The organism is Desulfovibrio cuneatus DSM 11391 (assembly GCF_000430005.1).
GTDB lineage: Bacteria > Desulfobacterota > Desulfovibrionia > Desulfovibrionales > Desulfovibrionaceae > Frigididesulfovibrio > Frigididesulfovibrio cuneatus.
Genome location: NZ_KE387019.1, coordinates 53598 through 72881 on the forward strand (window position 1 = coordinate 53598; position 19284 = coordinate 72881).

General features: G+C 54.0%; 13 protein-coding genes. 7 read left to right on the forward strand and 6 right to left on the reverse strand.

Annotated features, from left to right (window positions below):
- The first annotated feature begins 352 nt into the window (after positions 1-352).
- The 4 genes from G497_RS0115265 (at position 353) to G497_RS19470 (ending at position 5656) form a co-directional block, all read left to right on the forward strand.
- Positions 353-1036 (forward strand): endonuclease III domain-containing protein, encoded by a 684-nt coding sequence (locus G497_RS0115265; RefSeq protein WP_027188792.1) that lies wholly within the window; start codon positions 353-355, stop codon positions 1034-1036.
- Positions 1023-2192 carry a murein hydrolase activator EnvC family protein gene (locus G497_RS18640; RefSeq protein ID WP_051258204.1) on the forward strand — a complete coding sequence of 390 codons (1170 nt, stop codon included), beginning with the start codon at positions 1023-1025 and terminating at the stop codon, positions 2190-2192. The genes G497_RS0115265 and G497_RS18640 overlap by 14 nt, the downstream gene beginning before the upstream one ends.
- Positions 2193-2275: 83 nt before the next feature.
- A complete protein-coding gene (locus G497_RS0115275) occupies positions 2276-3616 on the forward strand; it encodes a S41 family peptidase (protein WP_027188793.1) in 1341 nt (446 codons plus the stop codon).
- Positions 3617-4048: 432 nt separating this feature from the next.
- Positions 4049-5656 (forward strand): divergent polysaccharide deacetylase family protein, encoded by a 1608-nt coding sequence (locus G497_RS19470; protein WP_051258205.1) that lies wholly within the window; start codon positions 4049-4051, stop codon positions 5654-5656.
- A gap of 211 nt (positions 5657-5867) precedes the next feature.
- Here the strand turns inward: G497_RS19470 and G497_RS0115285 are convergent, their stop codons facing one another.
- A complete protein-coding gene (locus G497_RS0115285) occupies positions 5868-7655 on the reverse strand; it encodes a carbon starvation CstA family protein (protein WP_027188794.1) in 1788 nt (595 codons plus the stop codon).
- A gap of 147 nt (positions 7656-7802) precedes the next feature.
- Entirely contained in the window at positions 7803-8540 is a 738-nt protein-coding gene (locus G497_RS0115290; RefSeq protein ID WP_027188795.1) for a M48 family metalloprotease, read from the reverse strand.
- Positions 8541-8656: 116 nt separating this feature from the next.
- Here G497_RS0115290 and G497_RS20280 point away from each other — a divergent pair, with 116 nt between their 5' ends.
- Positions 8657-8983, forward strand: coding sequence for a TraR/DksA C4-type zinc finger protein (locus tag G497_RS20280; protein WP_156908143.1), 327 nt, complete (start codon positions 8657-8659; stop codon positions 8981-8983).
- Between the two features lie 72 nt (positions 8984-9055).
- Here the strand turns inward: G497_RS20280 and G497_RS0115300 are convergent, their stop codons facing one another.
- From G497_RS0115300 to G497_RS0115310, 3 genes are all read right to left on the reverse strand, one after another.
- Positions 9056-9694, reverse strand: coding sequence for a DNA-3-methyladenine glycosylase I (locus G497_RS0115300; protein WP_034638250.1), 639 nt, complete (start codon positions 9692-9694; stop codon positions 9056-9058).
- 240 nt (positions 9695-9934) lie between these two features.
- Entirely contained in the window at positions 9935-12508 is a 2574-nt protein-coding gene (locus G497_RS0115305) for a PEP/pyruvate-binding domain-containing protein (RefSeq protein WP_027188797.1), read from the reverse strand.
- Positions 12502-12897, reverse strand: a complete 396-nt coding sequence (locus G497_RS0115310) for a response regulator (RefSeq protein WP_027188798.1) — start codon at positions 12895-12897, stop codon at positions 12502-12504. The genes G497_RS0115305 and G497_RS0115310 overlap by 7 nt, the downstream gene beginning before the upstream one ends.
- 536 nt (positions 12898-13433) lie before the next feature.
- Between G497_RS0115310 and G497_RS18650 the strand changes: the two genes are divergently transcribed.
- Positions 13434-14555, forward strand: coding sequence for a two-component system sensor histidine kinase NtrB (locus G497_RS18650; RefSeq protein ID WP_051258206.1), 1122 nt, complete (start codon positions 13434-13436; stop codon positions 14553-14555).
- Positions 14556-14715: 160 nt separating this feature from the next.
- Positions 14716-17574 (forward strand): HD domain-containing phosphohydrolase, encoded by a 2859-nt coding sequence (locus tag G497_RS0115325; protein ID WP_027188799.1) that lies wholly within the window; start codon positions 14716-14718, stop codon positions 17572-17574.
- Between the two features lie 339 nt (positions 17575-17913).
- Here the strand turns inward: G497_RS0115325 and G497_RS0115330 are convergent, their stop codons facing one another.
- Positions 17914-19284 (reverse strand): L-serine ammonia-lyase, encoded by a 1371-nt coding sequence (locus tag G497_RS0115330; protein ID WP_027188800.1) that lies wholly within the window; start codon positions 19282-19284, stop codon positions 17914-17916.

Genomic DNA, 19284 nt, shown 5'->3' on the forward strand with positions numbered 1-19284 from the left:
GACGGCAGTCGCGAGCGTAGCGAGCCGTGGAGCGAGGGCGGAGGTGGCTTTGCTCGCTTTTTTTCAAGGGAGCTAACCTCAAGGTTTGCCTAGCGTTATGCAAGAGCCTTCACTAAAGCCGACGGCAGTCGCGAGCGTAGCGAGCCGTGGAGCGAGGGCGGAGGGTGCGGGGGGCTTTGCTGCCCGCACATCTCCACGAAGCCCGACCGCAAGAAAGACGGCAGTCGCGAGCGTAGCGAGCCGTGGAGCGAGGGCGGAGGGTGCGGGCGGCTTTGCTGCCCGCACATCTCCACGAAGCCCGAGCGGAGAAAAGAAAGGGGCAAGCAACGCATTGAAGAGACAGGAGTATGTCATGCAACAGGCCGAAATGCTGCTTCAGTATTATGCTGCCATGCACAGGCATTTTGGCCCAAGCCACTGGTGGCCGGGTGAAACGCCCTTTGAGGTGGCAGTGGGGGCCGTGCTTACCCAGAACACAGCGTGGCGCAATGTGGAAAAGGCCATGGGCCTGCTGCGGCAGGCAAATGCCCTTTCCCCCCTGGTCATGCATGAACTTTCTTTGCCAGAGTTGGAAGCATGTTTGCTTCCTTCCGGGTTTTATCGTATGAAAGCACAGCGTCTGCGGGCGCTTCTGGCATTTTTTGCCAGGGTGGCAGGGCAGGCTTCCCCGCCAAATGACCCCAGCCTTGCCTTTTTGCGCCACCTGGAAACAGAGACCCTGCGCCCCATGTTGCTGGAAATTAACGGCATTGGCCCGGAAACGGCAGATTGTATTTTGCTGTATGCCTTGCAACGCCCGGTGTTTGTAGTAGATGCCTACACAAGGCGCATGTGCAGCAGGCACGGGGTTGTGCCACCAAAAATAAACTACCATGAATTGCAAGCCTTTTTCAGTGATGTTTTGCCACAGGAAACAGCCCTTTTTAATGAATACCATGCACTTATTGTACGCACAGGCAAGGAGTTTTGCGCAAAAAGCAAACCCCGCTGTAAGGAATGCCCTTTGGGGGGCTTTCTTGAGCGTGCCGTGGAATAGCAAGGCCATGCCCCCCATGTGCTGGGGGGGATTGGCTGCCAGGGTGGCAGCACGGGGTGTGCTGTGCTCCTTGGCCGTGTGCCTTGCCCTGTTTTGGGGAGCTGGGCAGGGGGAATGCGCTGTTCGCCTTGGGGACGTGAAGGCCACATTGGAAAAAGAGCAGGCAAGAGCGCAGCAACGCAAGGAAAGCCTGGAACGCCTCACAACCGAAGAGCGCACCCTGGATAAAGGCCTTGCAGCCGCAGAAGCGCGCATTCTGGCCATTGAAGAAGGGCTTGAAAATTACCAGAAAAAGCTGGAAGACCTGGTGGTACACGATGAAACTGAACGTGTTGCCTATGAGCAGCTTTTGCTGGAAAAAGAAAAAACGGAAAAAGCTCTGAAGGAAACAGCCCATTTTTTGTGGGAACTTACGGGAAGGCACATCAGCACCGGGGGGCGGGAGCTGTATGACTGGGCCCGCATGGACCGGGAGCATGCATGGTCTGTGGCCTTGTTCAGTGCGCTGGAACAGCACCGGACCTTGCTGGACAAACAGGAAGAAGATTTGGCCCAGGCGCTTGGGCGGCGCAAGAAAATTTCTGACGAGGTGGCGGAAAACCTGCAAGCGGCAGAGCTTGAAAAGGCAAAGCTGTTGCAGGCCAGGGTGCGGTACGGGCAGCAGCTTGACAGCCTGCGGGAAAAGCGGGTTGATGCTGAAGAAGAATTGGCCACCACCATGAAGCTTATTGAAAGCCTGCACTTTCAGGTAAAAACCTATGAAACCGACCTGAAAACGCTGAAAGGGCGCATTCCCTGGCCCGTGAACGGGCGGGTGGAAAAAGCGTTTACCCCCGGCAGCACGCCCCCTTACAGGGGGGTTGGCCTGCGCACGGTTGAAGGGGAACCGGTAAAAGCCGTGGCCGCTGGTACAGTGGTGCATAACGATATTTTGCGCGGTTTTGGCCGGGTGGTTGTGCTGCAACACGGGCAGGAGTATTATAGCCTGTATGCCTTTTTGCAGGAAAGCCCCATGGAAGTGGGCACTTCTATTACCGCCGGAACACAGGTTGGCAAAGCAGGCATGTATCCTGTGGTGGAAGGGCCGGGCATATATTTTGAATTGCGTTTTCATCAAAAAGCGATTAACCCCCAAGAGTGGCTCGTTCAACGGTAGCGCCTTTTGCTACGGTGGCGGGTTTTTCTGAGTTGCTCAACATGTAGTTTCCACAGCATATTCCGTATAACATGGAGGAATCAATGCGCCTTTTACCTCGCATTGCATTGGTGGCATGCCTTGCCTTAGTGGCTCAATCTGCCTGGGCAGCCCCTGCAAAGAATGAAAATCAGTACGACGCCATGAAGCGTTTTTCCAATGCATATGATCAGGTACGGCGTACCTACGTGCGTGATATGGGAAATGACGAGCTGATGGATGGTGCCATTAAAGGTATGTTGCAAAGCCTGGACCCGCATTCTACATTTCTGAATAAAAATGATTACAAGGAAATGAAGGAAACTACACAGGGCGAGTTCTTTGGCATTGGCATTGAAATTTCCATGGAAAATAACCAGCTTATTGTGGTTTCCCCCATTGAAGATACCCCGGCCTACAAAGCTGGGCTGAAAGCAGGGGATGCTATTTTGGGTATTGATGGCCTGCCAACGCAAGATATGTCGTTGCAGGAAGCCGTTTCCAAAATTCGCGGGGCCAAGGGCTCTCCCGTGGAACTGCTTATTCTGCATAAAGATTCCAAGGTGCCGGAAGCTGTGACCATTGTGCGTGATACCATTCCCCTTATCAGCGTCAAGTCGCGCTTTTTGGATGAAGACGGGTACCTGTGGCTGCGTTTAACCCGTTTCAGCAGTAAAACAACCGATGAATTGGACGAGGCCCTGGCCGCTGCCCAGAAAAAGGCAAATGTCAAAGGCATTGTGCTGGACTTGCGCAACAACCCTGGCGGCCTGCTGAACCAGTCTGTTTCCGTGACGGAACGCTTTTTGAAAAGCGGCACCGTGGTGAGCATGCGCGGGCGCGGCGGCGAAATTATGGAAAAGTATGATGTGAGCAATGGCCGCAACATTCCCAAAATGAATGTGCCCATGGTGGTGCTGGTGAACTCTGGCACGGCCTCTGCTTCTGAAATTGTGGCAGGCGCCCTGCAAGACCACAAGCGGGCGTTGCTGGTGGGTGAACGTTCCTTTGGCAAAGGCTCTGTGCAGAACCTTGTGCCCCTGGGGGACGACACCGCCATCAAGCTGACCATTGCCCTGTATTACACCCCCAGCGGGCGTTCCATTCAGGCTGAGGGCATTGTGCCGGACATTGAACTGCCCTTTGAGGTGATTAAGGAAGATGAAAAGGATGCCAAGCTGGCCCGCTTCCTGAACACCAGGGAAAAAGACCTTTCCGGCCACCTGGAAAAGAACGCCACCAAACAGACGGAAGCTGCCCCCACCAATGGCACTGCCAAAGAAGCCAAAAAAGCGAAGCTTGTGGAAGAAGAAACCCGCAAGATTCTTGGAAAAGACAACCAGCTCCGCATGGGCTTGCAAATGGTGCGTGGTTTGCCCCGTATTTCTGAAATAAAGTCTGAATAACGGGTTTGCACGAATGTGGCCTGGGGGCAACCCCAGGCCACATGTTTGAGAGGCCTGTTTGGACAGGCCTCTTTTAGGTTGAATTCTATCCACTGAGAAAGTTGTACAATTGAAATTATTGCACTTTCCCTGGGAGGCTCTTCCTCCACAGTCCCCTCCGCCAAGGGCATGATTGACTCGGTCTTTCTGAACCTTGGCTTTCGGCTACCGCCCTGCGGGCGATTCCCAATTGTGCTTCCTGCACAATTGTCTTCTTCGAACTCGCATCAGCGTTCATTTTCCCGCTCTGCGGGAAAATGAACGCAAATGGGGGGTCAAGGGGAATCATTCCCCTTGCAGGGGCTGGGGGACAGCGTCCCCTAAGAAAAGTCAATAACATTTATTTTGCAATGGTCTCTCCGATTGCGAGCAAAAAGAGTAGTGTTGGCCCATATGTCTGCAAAAGGAACTTCCCCCAAAAAAACGGCAAAAGCCGCAGGCACAAAACCTGCTGCGCCCCGTAAGCCCAGCCGCGCCAGCAGCCCCAGTGGCAAAAAGCGCAGTAAGGCCCGCAAGGGAAAGAATACGCACTGGCGGTTTACCAGCATTTCTCCGGCTATTACGGCATTTTTGGCAGGCTCATTGCTGACCTTGTTTGTGGTGGTTTTTCTTTCGCAGGAATTTTTTGAAAAACGCATGCAGCGCGGCACCGCAACCAAGGAAACAACTCAGGTTGCCAAGGTTCAGCAAAAAACCAAAAAAACTGCACGTCAGGGCAATGCCTCGGTTGGGGAAAAGGCTTCCACCCCGCAGGTTGTGGCAGACAAAAAACGCAAGGAAGCAGAAAAGGCCGCACCCCCTGCCACCGGGCCTGAAAAGGCACCTGTGGAGACCGCACCATTCCCCGCCTTCCGCTTGCCACGTATTGAACCACAGCCCTCTCCTGCCTCTGTTGCTTCCAGTTCTTCGTCTGCCGCTTCCCCTGTCGCTTCCTCTACAGTAGCCTCTTCTGGCTCTCCCGCAACAGCCACGGGTGGTACTTCTTCTTCTGTTCCTGCTGCTCAGGCAGAAGGGGCAGTACGCGGCCTGGTGGGCGGGGCCAATGGAACGTCTGCCAGCTCTGCTGTGGCTGCTCCTACCGCCGGGAAAGAGGTGCCGCGCGATGTTTCTTCCGCTCCGGCCGCAGAAGGCATGGCTTCTTCTGCACAAGGCGGGGCACCCCAGGCTATTCCACCGCAAGGCGAGGTTCCGCAGGCGCTTTCCTTTAAAACACAGTCTGAAGTACAGGCAGCGCTGCAAGAGTTGCAGGCCTTGCCCTATGAGGAAGATCTGACACCAGAGGTGGGCCGCCAGCCCGTAGGGGAAGGCAAAGAGCGCGCTATGCCCCGCAGGCAGCCTGGGCAAACCCCCATGGTGGTGGTGGTGATGGATGACCTGGGCATGGGCATTGCTCCGGTAAAGCGTTTAATTGACCTGAATTTTCCCGTCACATTTGCCTTTTGGCCCCATGGCAGCCACACCCAGGAAGGGGCAACCATGGCCCACCGGGCAGGGGAAGAAGTGCTGGTGCATTTTCCCATGGAACCTGTGAGCTACCCCAAAGTAAAGCCCGGCCCCAATGCCTTGCTGCGTACCATGACAGCCCAGGACGTTGCCGTGGCCGTGCAGGAAGGGCTGGCAAAAGTTCCCCACGCCGTGGGCCTGAACAACCACATGGGGTCGCGCTTTACCCAAAGCAGGCCAGGGGTACAGGCTGTGCTGGATGTATTGCAGCGTAACGGCTTGTTCATGCTGGACAGCCTTACCCACCCCCGCAGTGTGTTTTATGCTGAAGCGGTACGCCGGGGTATGCAGGCGTATTGCCGTAATGTGTTCCTGGATGTGCGCCACGACAGAAAAAGCATTCTTGCCCGCTTGCGTCAAACAGAGGCAGAGGCAAAACGCTATGGAGTTGCCATTGCCATTGGGCACCCCCTGGCGGAAACCCTGGCAGCCCTGGAAGAATGGCAGCATACGCGGGATGCGGGGGTGAGGGTTGTCCGGCTTCAGGACCTCCCCTAAGAACCGCGTAGTTTCCCGTTTGGCGGCGCCGCTTCGCTTTTTTTACAAAGGGGCAGGGCCGAAGAAGCCCAGCCCCCCCGCCACAAAAGCGTGCGCCTTGCCAGCGGCTTGTTTCGCCTAGCTCTTTTACCAAAGAAAAACAGAGGAACGCACCTGTAAGTGTGTTCCTCTGTTTTTTAGTTGCTTTGCGTGGGGCAGCGCCCCATTGTTGCTACTCTTCCGCAGGGGTATTTTCCGGGGCAGGTGCGTTGCGATATTGGCGGAAGGCTTTTGCAGCCATAATCACCACGCCCACGGCAAGGCCAATGCACAGCACGTCCATTACCAGCAAGGTAATGGGGCCGCTCAGGTTTTCGCCTGTCTGGATTTTACCGATAAACGAACGCAAGAGCAGCAGCAGTGCCCCAAGGGTAGTCGCCACCATGAACAGGGCCGGGAAAATGGTAAACCAGGCTTGGCGGCGGCGTTTAAGCAACCAGGAAGAAACCGCCAGCAGGGTAAGGGCAGCAAGCAACTGGTTGGTGGTGGCGAACAGGGGCCACAGGGCAGTGAAGGAGTTGTTCCACGCCAGCCACAGCATAAGCACCACGGCAAGGCCGGAGTTAAACCAAATGCTGCGCATAAAGGCAGGCGCGTTGCCTTTCAGCATAACGTTCCACAGTTCTTCAAACAGGTAACGGTTGAGGCGCACGGCGGCGTCAAGGGTGGTAACCACAAAGCCTTCCACCAGCAGAATGCCAAATACGCTGCCATAATAGACCGGAAAGTTCAGGGTTTTATTAAGCATAAGGCCCATGCTCAGGGCAAATGCCAGAATGGGGTTGGAACTGCCAGCGCCGGGGGCAGGCCACACAATGCGTAAATACTGTTCCTGGCTTAGTGCGGCACCAACAATAATAATGGTGCCCACCGCAAGAATGCCTTCCAGGATCATGGCGTTATAGCCCACTTTGCGTGCTTCGGATTCTTTGCTTAACTGCTTGGCCGTGGTGCCAGTGGAAACAAGGGAGTGGAAGCCAGAAACAGCCCCGCAAGCCACGGTAATGAACAGAAACGGCCAAATGGCCCCCAGTTTGGCATTGCCCGTTTCAATGGCCACAGCCGGGGTTTGTAGGGTAATGCCTTGAAAACCCCCCACAATAATGGCAATGAAAATAGCAATAAGACCCACGTACAGAATTTGTACGTTGGTAAAGTCGCGGGGCTGCAAAATAAGCCATACAGGCAAGGCCGAAGCAAGGGTTACGTAAACAGAAAGTACCAGCATCCATATTTGGGGGTCCAGGGCAATGGGGTAATTCATGCCCACCTTAATGGAACCCAGCGCCACCACTGCGGCAAAAATATAGCCAAGGGTGGTGCTCAAATTACGTTTGTAAATAAGGTAGCCCAGCAGTGGGGCGAACAGGGTAATGATAATAACGGAAGTGGAGGCAATGCCCCCAATTACCCCGTGCAATACCCCATTTTTATCAATGGTGTTCAGAATGGTTTGGTCTGCTCCAAGGCCCAGCAGTTCCAGGGGGGCGGTGCTGGTAAGCGACTGCACCGTCATGCTTAAAAAGGCAGAAGTGACCAGCATTAGCAGCAGAATGGCAAAGCAGATAAACAGAAAAAAGCCCGTGGTTCCTAGGGAGGTACGGGTAATTTCGGCAATGGATTTACCGCGTTCACGCAGGCTGATGAACAGGGAAACAAAGTCGTGTACGGCACCCACAAGTACACTGCCCACAAGCACCCAGGCCCAAACCGGTAAGTAGCCAAACAGCACGGCTACGGTGGGGCCAACAATGGGCCCAGCCCCGGCAATGGCGGAAAAATGGTGCCCAAATACAATATTCATGTTGGTGGGTACGTAGTCTTTACCATCGTTAATTTCCACAGCAGGGGTGGGGCGGGTGGGGTTTTCCCCCAGCCAGCGGGCCACCAGCGGTCCGTAAAACTTTGCCCCAAGGTAAAAAACCGCCAACGAAATACAGAGCACAAGAAGGATGTTCATAGTGTACCTTGCTACATCAGGTTACGCGGGAAAAAGGAAATCCAGGTGCTTGCCAATTGCTACAACGCTGTATGCCCACAGGAAAACCCATGGGCATACAAATGAAACAGGGAATGGGTACGTGTAAACGCTGTCCGTATATGCCAGTTACTTACCCAGTTCTTTAGCTATGCGTGCAGCCCTGTCTTTTGGGTTGGGGTGGCTGGCAATTATGCCCCCACCAGCGCCACCGCTGAGGGCCGCAAGTTTGTTCAGGCCAGTTACAGCAGCTTTGGGGTCGGCCTTATGGCGCTTCATAAAGGCCACGGCGTAGGCGTCTGCTGCGTATTCCTGCTTTTGGGAATACTGGGCATTTATAACGGCCTCAAAAATGTCACCCAACTGGGAGTCGCTCAGGGCTGAAGCAGGGCCGCCAGCAGCGCCAGCGCCTTTGCGGGCAGCAGAGGCAAGAAGGGCTGTGCGCATACTTGCAAGGCCGTCGCCACCTTTAACGTGACCAATTTCGTGCCCAATAACATACAACAATTCATCGTCAGTATACATATCCATAAGGCCAGCATGTACCCGGATAGAACCATCTGGCATGGCGTTGGCATTGGGTTCTTTTACCAGGTATACCTTGTAGTTCAGGTTCAGGCCGTCTTCTTTTTCCAGGCCTTTGGTCAGTTTTGCAAGGCGCTGGGCATACTTGTCACTTGCAGGGGCGACATTGTTCATTTGGTCGCCCTTTTTGCGGGCATCACGGGAAGCTTTTACTAGGTCTTCATTGGTCAACGTGGCCGCACTTACTGCGTCTGAGCCAGCATCAAGGGCTCTGCCCACCTGAAGCTGAAACCCGCACAACAGGCCCACCATACACACAGCTAAAGCAAAACGTTTTAACATACAGTGTCTCTCCGGGTAAAAAAGTGAAAAATGGGGTGCTTTGTTCGCAGTTATTGCACCAATCTCTCCAGTGCGTTCATGGGCAGCCATAAGGGCGTGCACCGTGAAAACCTCCAGTGAGCCTGCCTCAATGCCCCGATGAACAGGGCGTTTTAAGGAACCGCTATGCAACGAGTGATTTCTTACCTTTTTCGCTGCATCATCAAGCAGTTTTTTATTGCCATAAGTACTACAAAAAAGCAAAAAACTATTTGCTGCCGTACAAGAAAATTGAGGACGTTTGCGGCGCGTGGGCAGCGCCTGCGCACAACCCCGCGGCCATAGCCATGGGCAGCGCCACAAGATTATGTTTGTGCCTTGCCTGCCATGCAGAAGAGGATAAAACACAAACTGCCTTTTCGGGGTATAACCGAAAGGGCAGTAAAGATAGCCAGTTGCGTTAGGGAAACGCTGCCAAACAAAATAACTGCGCGTTTCCCAAAGGCCACGTAATCAGTGTTTTTCTAGGTTTTTACTCAATATGTTTCCCCCCTGCCGCAGGCTATTTCCACTTTTTCATAACAGTGGCACCCCGGTAGGTGGTCGTTTACCATGCCTGTGGCCTGCATAAAGGCATACATGGTGGTGGGCCCAACAAACTTGAACCCCAGTTTGCGCAAGTCGCGGGAAAGGGCGTGCGATTCCGCACTGGTGCTGGGAATGTTGTCAGGCTGCAACGGCGTGTGCTGCTTGGGTGCGTAGCTCCACAGAAACTCTGTGAGGCTCCCTTCCTGGGCAAAACGCTGGGTTACAAGCTGGGCGTTGTGGATAACGGCTTCAATTTTGCCCCGGTGGCGAATAATGCCCGCATCCAGCACCAGGCGTTCTACATCCGCTTGGGTGAAGGCAGCCATTTCTTCTGCTACAAAGCTGGCAAAGGCCGTGCGAAATGCCGGGCGCTTGCGCAAAATGGTTATCCATGAAAGGCCCGCCTGAAACCCTTCCAGGCACATTTTTTCAAACAACCGTACCGGGTCGCGCTGGGGCATACCCCATTCTTCGTCGTGGTAGGCCATATACAAAGGGTCTGTGCCGCACCAGGAACAGCGGGCAAGGCTGTCTGCACCCTGTTGCAGTTGTATGGTAAATACGGGTTTTTCTTTCTGTTCTGGCATAACGTTCCTGAGGTGTTGGTGCTTGCTGGGGAAATAGGGAAGGAATACATGCTGGTGGTAGTGCCGAAAACAATAATTCAGTGTTCTCTTTATGAACTGCTGATGAAGTAACTTTTTGGAAACGCTGAGTTTTTCGTTTGGCAAGGCACGAGTTTTTTTGAAGCAGGAGTGGACTCTTCCGTCCTCGACTGTTTCAAAAAAAGCGAAGTAACGTAGCCAAACGGAATAACTCAGCGTTTCCTAAGGTAGTTGCATGGGGGGACGGCGTGCCAGCACCACCATATCTTCCAGCATTTGCAGGCGTTTAATGGTAAGTGCCTGTTCGTCTGTCATAATCATGTCAAGCTGGCGGGTGTGCATAACAAGGTAGCCAATAACCCGTAAGGTGCTGAGCAGTTGTTCTTCTTCCCCACCTTCCATCCGAGCTGTCAGGGTGTCGCCCACAATTTCCGTGGAGCAGTCAAACTGGGCCAGCAGTTCTGCCACAAAATGCACGCGGCGTATGCGTCTGCTCAGGTTGGCAGCGCCTCCCTTGAACTGGAACACAATGAAGCGTTCCCGCGGGCGGCTGCTTAAAAAGCAGTCCAGGGAAAGAAAGTGGAAGCCAAAACGGCAGCGCATGCTGCAAAACTGGCGGGAAATAAGGAATGTATTTTTTTCTGAATAGTGGCTTGCGCCAGAGGCCGGGTCCAGGTTGGGGTTTTGGGTAGCCTCAAACAGCACGGAAAGAAAGCCCTTGGCATCAAGTTGTGGCGGGCCATCCCAGGGTTTGTCGGAAAAGCCTTCCCACAGGGTGCGCATGGGCAAGGAAGCGATTTCTTCCAGCTTTACCGCAGGGCCTTTAATGTCGCCATAAAAGCCGTCTTCCAGGTTAATAATCCAGAACTGTTTGGGCACATCGCACACCAGTTGCTTTGCCGGTACGTGGGCAGATTTGCTGGAGGTGCCATGGCGGAACATTTCGCGCACGGCGTGGTCGTGGCAATAGGCCAAAAAGTCGTGAAACGTAGTGCAGTTCTCTGCCCGGAAGTCCAGGGCGTCGGAATCGGGTATGGAAAGGCTGGCCACAAGGGGGGCAAGGTTGCGGGCCATAATGGCAATGTCGCTGCCGGAAAGCCACAGGTAGCCCTGGTCGGTGCTGTGCCCTTTGCACTGGCGTGCTTTATAGTCTTGGGCAAGTTGGCACAGGCTGTGCACGGTAGGCAGGGTGCACTCTTCCAGCCCTTCCCCCGGGCAGGTGTTCTCCCCTTTGGGGCAGGGCCGCAAGCCGGAATTGCCGTGGGGGTTGGCAATAAGCAATAATTCAGTATCCGGGTCAATGGCTTCCAGTACCTGTGGGCACTGCAACAGGGTTGGCCTGCCATAGCGGCGCGCCGTAAGGGCAAAGGGGCCAGCGCCGGAGCCGTCGCAGGCAATGGCACCAGAGGCAAAATCCAGCAAAAATGTCCAGCGCGGTGCCGCCTGTTGCAGCACCAGTATGCCCCCAATGGGAAACAGCAGGGCGTCATTAAAATTACGCACCAGGTGGGGCTTGCCATAGGCTACTCCAGGGTAGTTGGCGCTGCCCCCGGCAATAAACCCCTGGTCTGCTGGCAGGGTAATGTTCAGGGTTTCCGCGTCCGGGTCTGGCAGGGCCATGGCCCCCAGCACGGCAAAGGTGCCGTCTTCCCCCACAACCCAGTAAATTTCATGGCGGTTGCCTGGCACCGGGGCGTCGCTTAGGCACACCAGGGCTTCCAGGCTTTTTTGGCGCAACTCTTCCAGCATGGAGCCGGGCAGGCTGCTTACGTCCAGGGTGGATTCTCCTTCCGCACAGGTATAGTTGCGGCGAAGGTGCACTTCCACTTCATTGGCAAGGGTGCCGGGCACCATCGGGCGGTGGGCGCTGCCACGGGCCTGCTGGGCGGAGTGAACGGAAAAGCACACGCAAAAAGGCATGGCCCGGTCGCGAATGCCCAGCTTGAGCCGGTAAAGCATGGCGCGGGGGCGGTAGGGCAGGGTAAAGGCACGCAGCAGGCAGTCGTACAGGGCGGTGCTGCTGGTAATGGGGGTGTTTATAACCTGTTCCGGCAGGCGCAGGGCGCTGTGTTCAGTGCGCACAGGCAGGCAGCGAATAAGCAGGCACTTGCCAGGGGCAGCCAGTTCTTCCCTGAGCTGTTCAAAGGCAGCGTCCAGTTCTTCTTTCAGGTTGTCTGGCAGGCTAAAGGAAGAAAGAATGCGCTCGCGTATGGCCATAGCCGCTTCGTGGTAGCTATTGGGGTCTTCTTGGGAAATAAGCATGATGCGGTCAATTTCATCATGCAGGGCAGGGTGCTGCACAAAATTCCACCATGCCGCACCAGTTACAATAAACCCGCTGGGTACGTATTCAGGGTGCTGCTTTGTAATGGCCGAAATTTTTGTCACGCTTGCAGAAATAATAGGGGTGTGCTCTTCCGTCACGGCGGGGTAGGGCACAACCAGTGGCCCTTGCAGGGGCCAGGTGCTGGCGTTCAGTTGTTGCTGAATTTTGGCCCGCAACGCATTAAAGGGCTCATTCAGGCGGGCAAAGGCAGGGCCGCCAAGGGCTTGCACGTGCATAATGCACTGCATGGTGGCAATGCCAAGGCGGGCGGTACAGGCCCGCAAAAAAGGCATGCCAACGGGCACTTCGCTGGCAAGGCGCTCTTCAAAGGTCATCATTTCGCTGTAGGCATCAATGTGGGCACTTAAAAACAGCTTGAAACGATGAAAGCGTGAGGCAAACGATTCTTTTTGCGGGGCAGGGACTTCAGGTAAAACCCCTTTGAACATGCGGCGCAGCAGGCTTAGCATGCGCTATCCTGCCCGGCCAGTTGTTTCTGGGTGTAGGTATCTTCAATTTTATGCAAGAGAACCTCAAAATTAACAGGTTTCAGCAGGTAATGGCTTGCGCCCAGTTCCAGCCCTCGCGCGGCGGAGTCCATGTCGGCATGGCCAGAAATAATGATAACGCCCATTTGTTTGTATAATGCGGCTATGTGAGCAAGCACTTCCAGCCCGTCCATACCAGGCATTTTGACGTCAAGAAGAACAATATCTACCGGGGTAGTTTGCAAAAAGGTAAGGCCTTTTTCCCCGCTGGAGGCATAGTGTGTTTCCATGCCACGGCGGTTCAAACGCATGCTTAGAATCTCTCCGGAGTCTGCCTCATCATCAATGATGAGCAGTCGAATGGGTTTCATAAACACCTCTCCCCGGCGGGGCAGTTTCTAGGTTGTGCAACAGGCTGGGCTTTGGGCAATTCAGCTATTTGCGTTTGGCCCTTATGTTTTGGCTTGCCATTTGCCTTGGGCTGTTTGCCCGCACACTATGGTTCCTGGCGTTGAAGCTGTTCCAGGTAAGTACAGGCGCATAGAGAATGAACACCCGTGAGTGTATCCAATTCTCGGCAAAACGCCAAGAGGTTTGCTTGTGCATTCTGTAACAATTATTGCATATTGTGAGGGGAGCAGATGCATTGCCCGCAGCGTTATTGTGGTTTAAGATTATTGCGAAATAGTCTTAAGGTGGCTTCCCGCAGGAAGGAAGCTCCAAAACACACCCATAGGGGAGAGTAATTTTCCCGTAAAATGAGTGTTTATTGTAATTTAGGGCCTGTTTCGGTATGTGCAGCCAGGACGAAATATGATGGAAAAGCACGCAAAACGTAATTTTCCCATGGTTTAGGTTGAGAGCATGTGCACGTTGCATATGTTTTAGGAAGAGAAAAGGACACGGTATGAACTATTCTTTTTTACGGCTGTTGCCCATGCCTGTACAGCTTGGGGCACGGCTTGCCTTCAGCTTGATATTTATTGCCCTGGCCTGTGCAGCAGTTGCTACCCTGGCCTTACTGGAAATAACGTCCTTTGCCCCGGCCAATTCCGGCAAAATGTTTGCCTGGGCTGTGCTGGTGCTTGTGGGAAGCGTGCTTGTTATGCTTGCCCTGCTGTGGAGCATTGTTTCGCGGGAAGTGCTGCGTCCCCTTGAAGCCATTGCAGAAGGTATGGAGCAGGAAGGCATTCCCCACTCTCCCCTTGGGCGTGTGGCTGCCAGGGTGGAAGCGTTGCGCGAACAGGTGGAAAGAAAACAGGTGGAGCTGGATGAAAGTCACCAAACGTTGCGCCAAGTGGAAAAACTGGCCATGGTGGGTAAGCTGGCTGCCGGGGTGGCCCACAGCGTGCGTAACCCCTTAACGGCTGTGAAGCTGCGCCTGTTTTCCCTGGAGCGCACTATGGAAGTTGGGGCAAAGCAGCAGGAGGATTTTCGGGTAATTACCGATGCCATCAGCCATGTGGACAGCGTGGTGAGCAATTTTCTGGAATTTTCACGCAGGCCCAGGCTGCAATTGCAGCGCACCAGCCTGTGGTCCGCACTGGACGCCTGCCTGCGTCTTTTGGAAAACAGACTGGCGGCCTTTCCGGTAAGCACCACTGTGCGCCGCTATGCCAACATGCCAGGCATAGAAGCCGACCCGGAACAACTGCGGGAAGTGATTATGAACCTGCTGCTGAACGCTTGCGAAGCCATGGATTATAGCGGCAACCTGGTGCTGGAAGAATTTGTGCATGAAGATGGCAAAGGTGCCCTGTTCGCCTGCCTGCGTATTACCGATTCCGGCCCCGGCATTCCCGCAGAAAAGCTGGACGTGGTGTTTGAGCCTTTTTACAGCTCCAAGGAATACGGTACCGGGCTGGGCCTACCCATTGCCAAAGGAATCATTGAAGAACATGGGGGCGACATTGTGGTAGAATCCTGCCCGCGCAGGGGCACCATGTTCACCATTATGCTGCCAGTGCCTGCCACGGAACAAGAGCACAGCCGCATTGCCGGGCGGGGGAAGAGCCCTTATTTACACTAAGCAACCGCTTTGCCCCAATGCTGTCCGGCTTTTTTGCCGGGCAGCATTGAACCGGAATATTGCATTATAGACAGATATATGTAACTGTATGGTAGTGTTATAGTAACTATTTGGGCGCCTGTTTTTATGGGCATATGCCAGAAAAACTCCGGAGCTTCCTATGAAGAAGGAACGTAACTCTGTTTCTTTAAAAATTCTTGTGCTTTTTTCCGTAGTGGGCAGCATGGTTCTTCTTGCTTCTCTATTACTCTACCAAGGGTTTAAAAATACCGAACGCAACTTGCTTAATGCCACTTCCATTACGGCAAAGCATCTTGCCAACACAGCCAATTTCAGCATTAAGGCAACCCTTGATCCCGCCATGCTGACCATGCGCATGTTAAGCCACCATAGCCTTGCTGAGGCAACAACACTGGAAGAACGGTTACCAAGCCTGCCCATGCTGGCTGAAATTATTAAAAGTAATGATTTGTTCAACGCTATCTATGTGGGCTACAAGAACGGTGATTTTTTCATGTTGCGCCAGTATGCAGGTGAAATTCCCCTTCTTACACAGCCCGTGCCGGAACGCACCGCCTATCTTGTCCAGTCTGTGGAGCGTGATGCAGCAGGCGAGGCAAAAGGCACGTTACTGCTTTACAGTGCTGGCCTGCAATTGCTGGAAACGCGCCCCTTGCCAGAATATCGCTTTGACCCGCGCGAGCGAAGCTGGTTCAAGTTAGCCAATGCTTCGGAAACCATAGAAATTACTTCGCCTTACCTGTTTTATTCCACCAAAGAAATAGGCCTGACCATGGCCTTACAGGCAGAGGGCAGAAACGCTGTTTTTGGTCTTGATTCCACCATAGAAAACCTGGGTAAATTGCTGGAAACGTTGCGCTTGAGTACCCATGCAGAAGTTGCCATTGTTGACCCCCATGGCAGGCTTGTTGCCTACCCAGACACGGACCGCCTGTTGGTGCAAAATGGCGATTCCCTGCAACTGGCAGACCTGACAACGTTGAATGTTCCCATTTTGACTAAGCTCAATAGCCAAAAAGATGAAGCAGGGCAGCTCACCTTCAGGCTGCATGATGGCAACCAGGAGTGGTTTGGTTTTAAAGAAACTATCAGCGCGTTGGAAACAGATGATATTACCATGCTGGTGGCAATACCTGCACGGGAATTGCTGGCCCAGGCCTGGACCAATGTATACTTCCAAATGGCTGTTGCGGCGGGGCTTGCCCTGGTTGTTACGGCCCTTAGCATGTTCTTTAGCCGTGCTGTTATTATCGACCCCGTAACCAGATTGCGCAACCAGATAAGCGCCCTGGAAAATTTTGACTTTACGCAGCCAGTGGGTGTTACCACTGTGGTGCGTGAAGTGCAGGAGCTTGGCAAGGTGCTGGGCAACATGGCTGCTGCCATTGGCAGTTTTCAGGCCATTTCCCTTGCCTTGAACAAGGAACAGAACCTGGAAAAAATGCTGCTTTCCGTTCTTGACCAGCTCATAACCCTGACCAAACAAGAATACGGCGCTGTATACCTGCTGGATGACAGTGGCAACCAATTGGTGCCCTTTGTGCATAAGGGTGGGCAGCCGCTGGACGCTATTTTGCTGCCTGGCGCAAACCCCGGCGACGAAGAATTGCTGGCATCCATTCAGCAAAACAAGCTCGGTTCGGATATTCACGTTATTCTGCGTAACCGCGAACAGGACCTGACGGGCCTGCTTGTGCTGGGAGGCGGGCAGGAAGGCACTGCCCTGCGGGAAAAACTGCTCCAGTTTACCCACAGAATTGCCGGTTCCGCCGCTGTTGCCATTGAAACCCGGCAGCTTATTCTGGCTCAAAAAGCCCTGCTTGATTCCATTATTAAACTGGTGGCAGATGCCATTGATACCAAGTCGCAATATACAGGGGGGCATTGCCAGCGTGTTCCCGTGCTTGCTACCATGCTTATGGACAGCATTTGCACTTCGCAAAATCCTGTGTTTGGTGGTTATGGGCTTACTGCCATCCAGAAAGAAGAGTTCCGCATTGCCGCCTGGCTGCATGACTGTGGTAAAATTACCACCCCGGAATATGTGGTGGACAAAGCCACTAAGCTGGAAACCATTTACAACCGCATTCATGAAATACGCATGCGCTTTGAGGTGCTGCACAGAGACGCCGCCATGCGCAGCCTGGAAGCCATTCAGGCTGGCGTGCCACAAGCGCAGGCGCAAGAAGAATGCGCACGGGAACAGCAGGCACTTCAGGAAGAATACGCCTTTATCGCCAAATGCAATATTGGTGGTGAGGCCATGTCTGATGACGATGTGGCCCGTTTGAAGAGTATTTCTGGCAGAATCTGGATGCGTTACTTTGACGACCGTCTTGGGCTTTCTCGCGATGAGTTGCTGCGCACCCCCGCCCATGCGGAAGACGCACCCCTGCCTGCGCCGGAAATGCTGCTGGCAGACAAACAGTCGCACATCATTCCCTGGGGTGAGCGTATTCCCCCTGTGCAGCCTTCAGACCCGCGCAATAGCCTTGGGTTTGACATGAAACTGCCTGCCTGCATGTATAACTATGGCGAGGTGTATAACCTGAGCATTCGCCGTGGCACCCTGACGGAAGAAGAACGCTTTAAAATTAACGACCATATTGTGCAAACCATTTGTATGCTTTCTGCCCTGCCCTTGCCAAAAACCATGAAGCGTTTGCCGGACATTGCTGGCAACCACCATGAAAAAATAGATGGTACAGGCTACCCCCGGCGGCGCAAGGGCAGTGAAATGAGCATTGCGGAAAAAGTGATGGTGCTAGCAGATATATTTGAAGCCCTTACGGCTTCAGACAGACCATACAAAGACGGAAAAACCCTTTCCCAGGCTATGACCCTGCTGGCAAAAATGGCTCAAGAACAGCATGTGGACGTGAATATCTTCAACCACTTCCTGCAATCAGGTATTTACCTGGAGTATGGGAAAAAGTACCTGAAAGAAAAACAGGTTGATGCTGTGGATGTGGAACGTTTTTTCATTCAAACAACGTAATTGGAGACCATTGTACAATTGCTAGTATTGCATTGAATTTGGGGAGGCTCTGCCTCCCCAAACTTTTTTCCGCTTGGGCTTCGAGGAAATGTGTAACGAGTACCCTAGATTACATAACTGCGATAGGAACACGAAAAGAAAGGGGTGAGTTTTTCGCTTGGCTAGGCATGACTTTTTTTTGAGGCGGATGCTGACAATTCCGCAGGAAAGCGGAATTGGGAACCGCCCAAAGGGCGGGAGCCGAAGGCCGAGGCCCAGGACGGGCCGAGTCAATTCTTATACCCTGCCCCCCTCCCAAAAAAGCAAGCAACGCCGCCAAACGAAAAAAGACACCCCTTTCTAACTGCAACCGACAAGATCGACGTTAGCCAGCCCCCCCTGGGCCGTTTCCCGGTACTTGGCGTTCATGTCTTTACCTGTCACAAACATGGCTTCAATAACTTTATCCAGGGAAACCGCCGGGGTGGAGGAGCGCTTTAACGCCATGCGTGCTGCATTAATGGCTTTAACAGCGTTAATGGCGTTGCGTTCAATGCAGGGAATTTGTACTTGCCCGCCCACCGGGTCGCAGGTAAGGCCCAGGTTGTGTTCCATGCCAATTTCCGCAGCCACACAGGTTTGCTGGGGGGAGGCCCCCATAAGTTCGGCAAGGCCTGCCGCTGCCATGGAACATGCCACGCCCACTTCCCCCTGGCAGCCCACTTCCGCCCCGGAAATGGAGGCATTCATGCGGAACAACAGGCCAATGGCCCCGGCAGTAAGGAAAAAGCGGGTGCGCTCTTCTTCCCCCAGGGGGCACACAAATTTATTGTAGTAGGCCATGACAGCCGGAATAATGCCACATGCCCCGTTGGTGGGGGCCGTTACCACCCGCCCGCCTGCGGCGTTTTCTTCACTTACAGCCAGGGCAAACAGGTTTACCCAGTCCATGGCCAGCAAGGGGTCTTCCCGCAAATCCGTGCGGCTTGCCAGCAGGCGGCGCAGGTTGGGGGCACGGCGGCCCACGCGCATGGGGCCGGGCAGCAATCCTTCTGTTTGCATGCCTCGCTGCATGCACTGCTGCATTATTTCCCAAATATGGGTGCAGTAATTTGTCACCTCTTCCTTGCTACGCAGGCTGCATTCATTCTTCATGACCAAACTGGCAAGGGAAAGGCCTGTTTCCTGGCAATGGCGCAGCAAATCTTCGGCAGAGGCAAAGGGGTAGGGGAAAATGTGCGTGTCTGGCACAGGCTTGCCAAACTCTTCACGCCGCACCACCACGCCGCCCCCGACGGAATAATACTCTTCCTGAAACAGCAACCCGCTGGCGGAGAAGGCTTGCAGTTGCATGCCATTTTCATGCAGTGGCAGTACTGTTTCATGGAAGCATATGTCGGCTTCCAGGGAAAAGGGGACACAGGCAGCCCCGTTTGCCAGGGCAAGGGTGTGGCTGGTGGCAAGGGCCTGCATCCGGGCGGGAATGGTGTCTATGTCTACAGTGCCCGGTTCTTCCCCCATCAGGCCAAGCACAATGGCCTGGTCAGTTTGGTGGCCTTTGCCCGTAAGGGAAAGGGAACCGTACAGATTGACCACAACCCGCACAACCTGCGGTAACAGATTTTGTGCCTGCAAGTGCAGGACAAAGTCTTTGCCAGCCTTCATGGGGCCAAGGGTGTGGGAACTGGAGGGGCCAATGCCCACCTTGAACATTTCCAGGGCGCTTATCAT

Excerpts from the sequence above, each read along its gene's own strand:
- G497_RS0115265 (WP_027188792.1), top strand. The coding sequence starts at position 353 with ATGCAACAGGCCGAAATGCTGCTTCAGTATTATGCTGCCATGCACAGG.
- G497_RS0115275 (WP_027188793.1), top strand. The coding sequence starts at position 2,276 with ATGCGCCTTTTACCTCGCATTGCATTGGTGGCATGCCTTGCCTTAGTG.
- G497_RS19470 (WP_051258205.1), top strand. The coding sequence starts at position 4,049 with ATGTCTGCAAAAGGAACTTCCCCCAAAAAAACGGCAAAAGCCGCAGGC.
- G497_RS0115285 (WP_027188794.1), bottom strand. The coding sequence starts at position 7,655 with ATGAACATCCTTCTTGTGCTCTGTATTTCGTTGGCGGTTTTTTACCTT.
- G497_RS0115290 (WP_027188795.1), bottom strand. The coding sequence starts at position 8,540 with ATGTTAAAACGTTTTGCTTTAGCTGTGTGTATGGTGGGCCTGTTGTGC.
- G497_RS0115300 (WP_034638250.1), bottom strand. The coding sequence starts at position 9,694 with ATGCCAGAACAGAAAGAAAAACCCGTATTTACCATACAACTGCAACAG.
- G497_RS0115305 (WP_027188797.1), bottom strand. The coding sequence starts at position 12,508 with ATGCTAAGCCTGCTGCGCCGCATGTTCAAAGGGGTTTTACCTGAAGTC.
- G497_RS0115310 (WP_027188798.1), bottom strand. The coding sequence starts at position 12,897 with ATGAAACCCATTCGACTGCTCATCATTGATGATGAGGCAGACTCCGGA.
- G497_RS18650 (WP_051258206.1), top strand. The coding sequence starts at position 13,434 with ATGAACTATTCTTTTTTACGGCTGTTGCCCATGCCTGTACAGCTTGGG.
- G497_RS0115325 (WP_027188799.1), top strand. The coding sequence starts at position 14,716 with ATGAAGAAGGAACGTAACTCTGTTTCTTTAAAAATTCTTGTGCTTTTT.
- G497_RS0115330 (WP_027188800.1), bottom strand. The coding sequence starts at position 19,284 with ATGATAAGCGCCCTGGAAATGTTCAAGGTGGGCATTGGCCCCTCCAGT.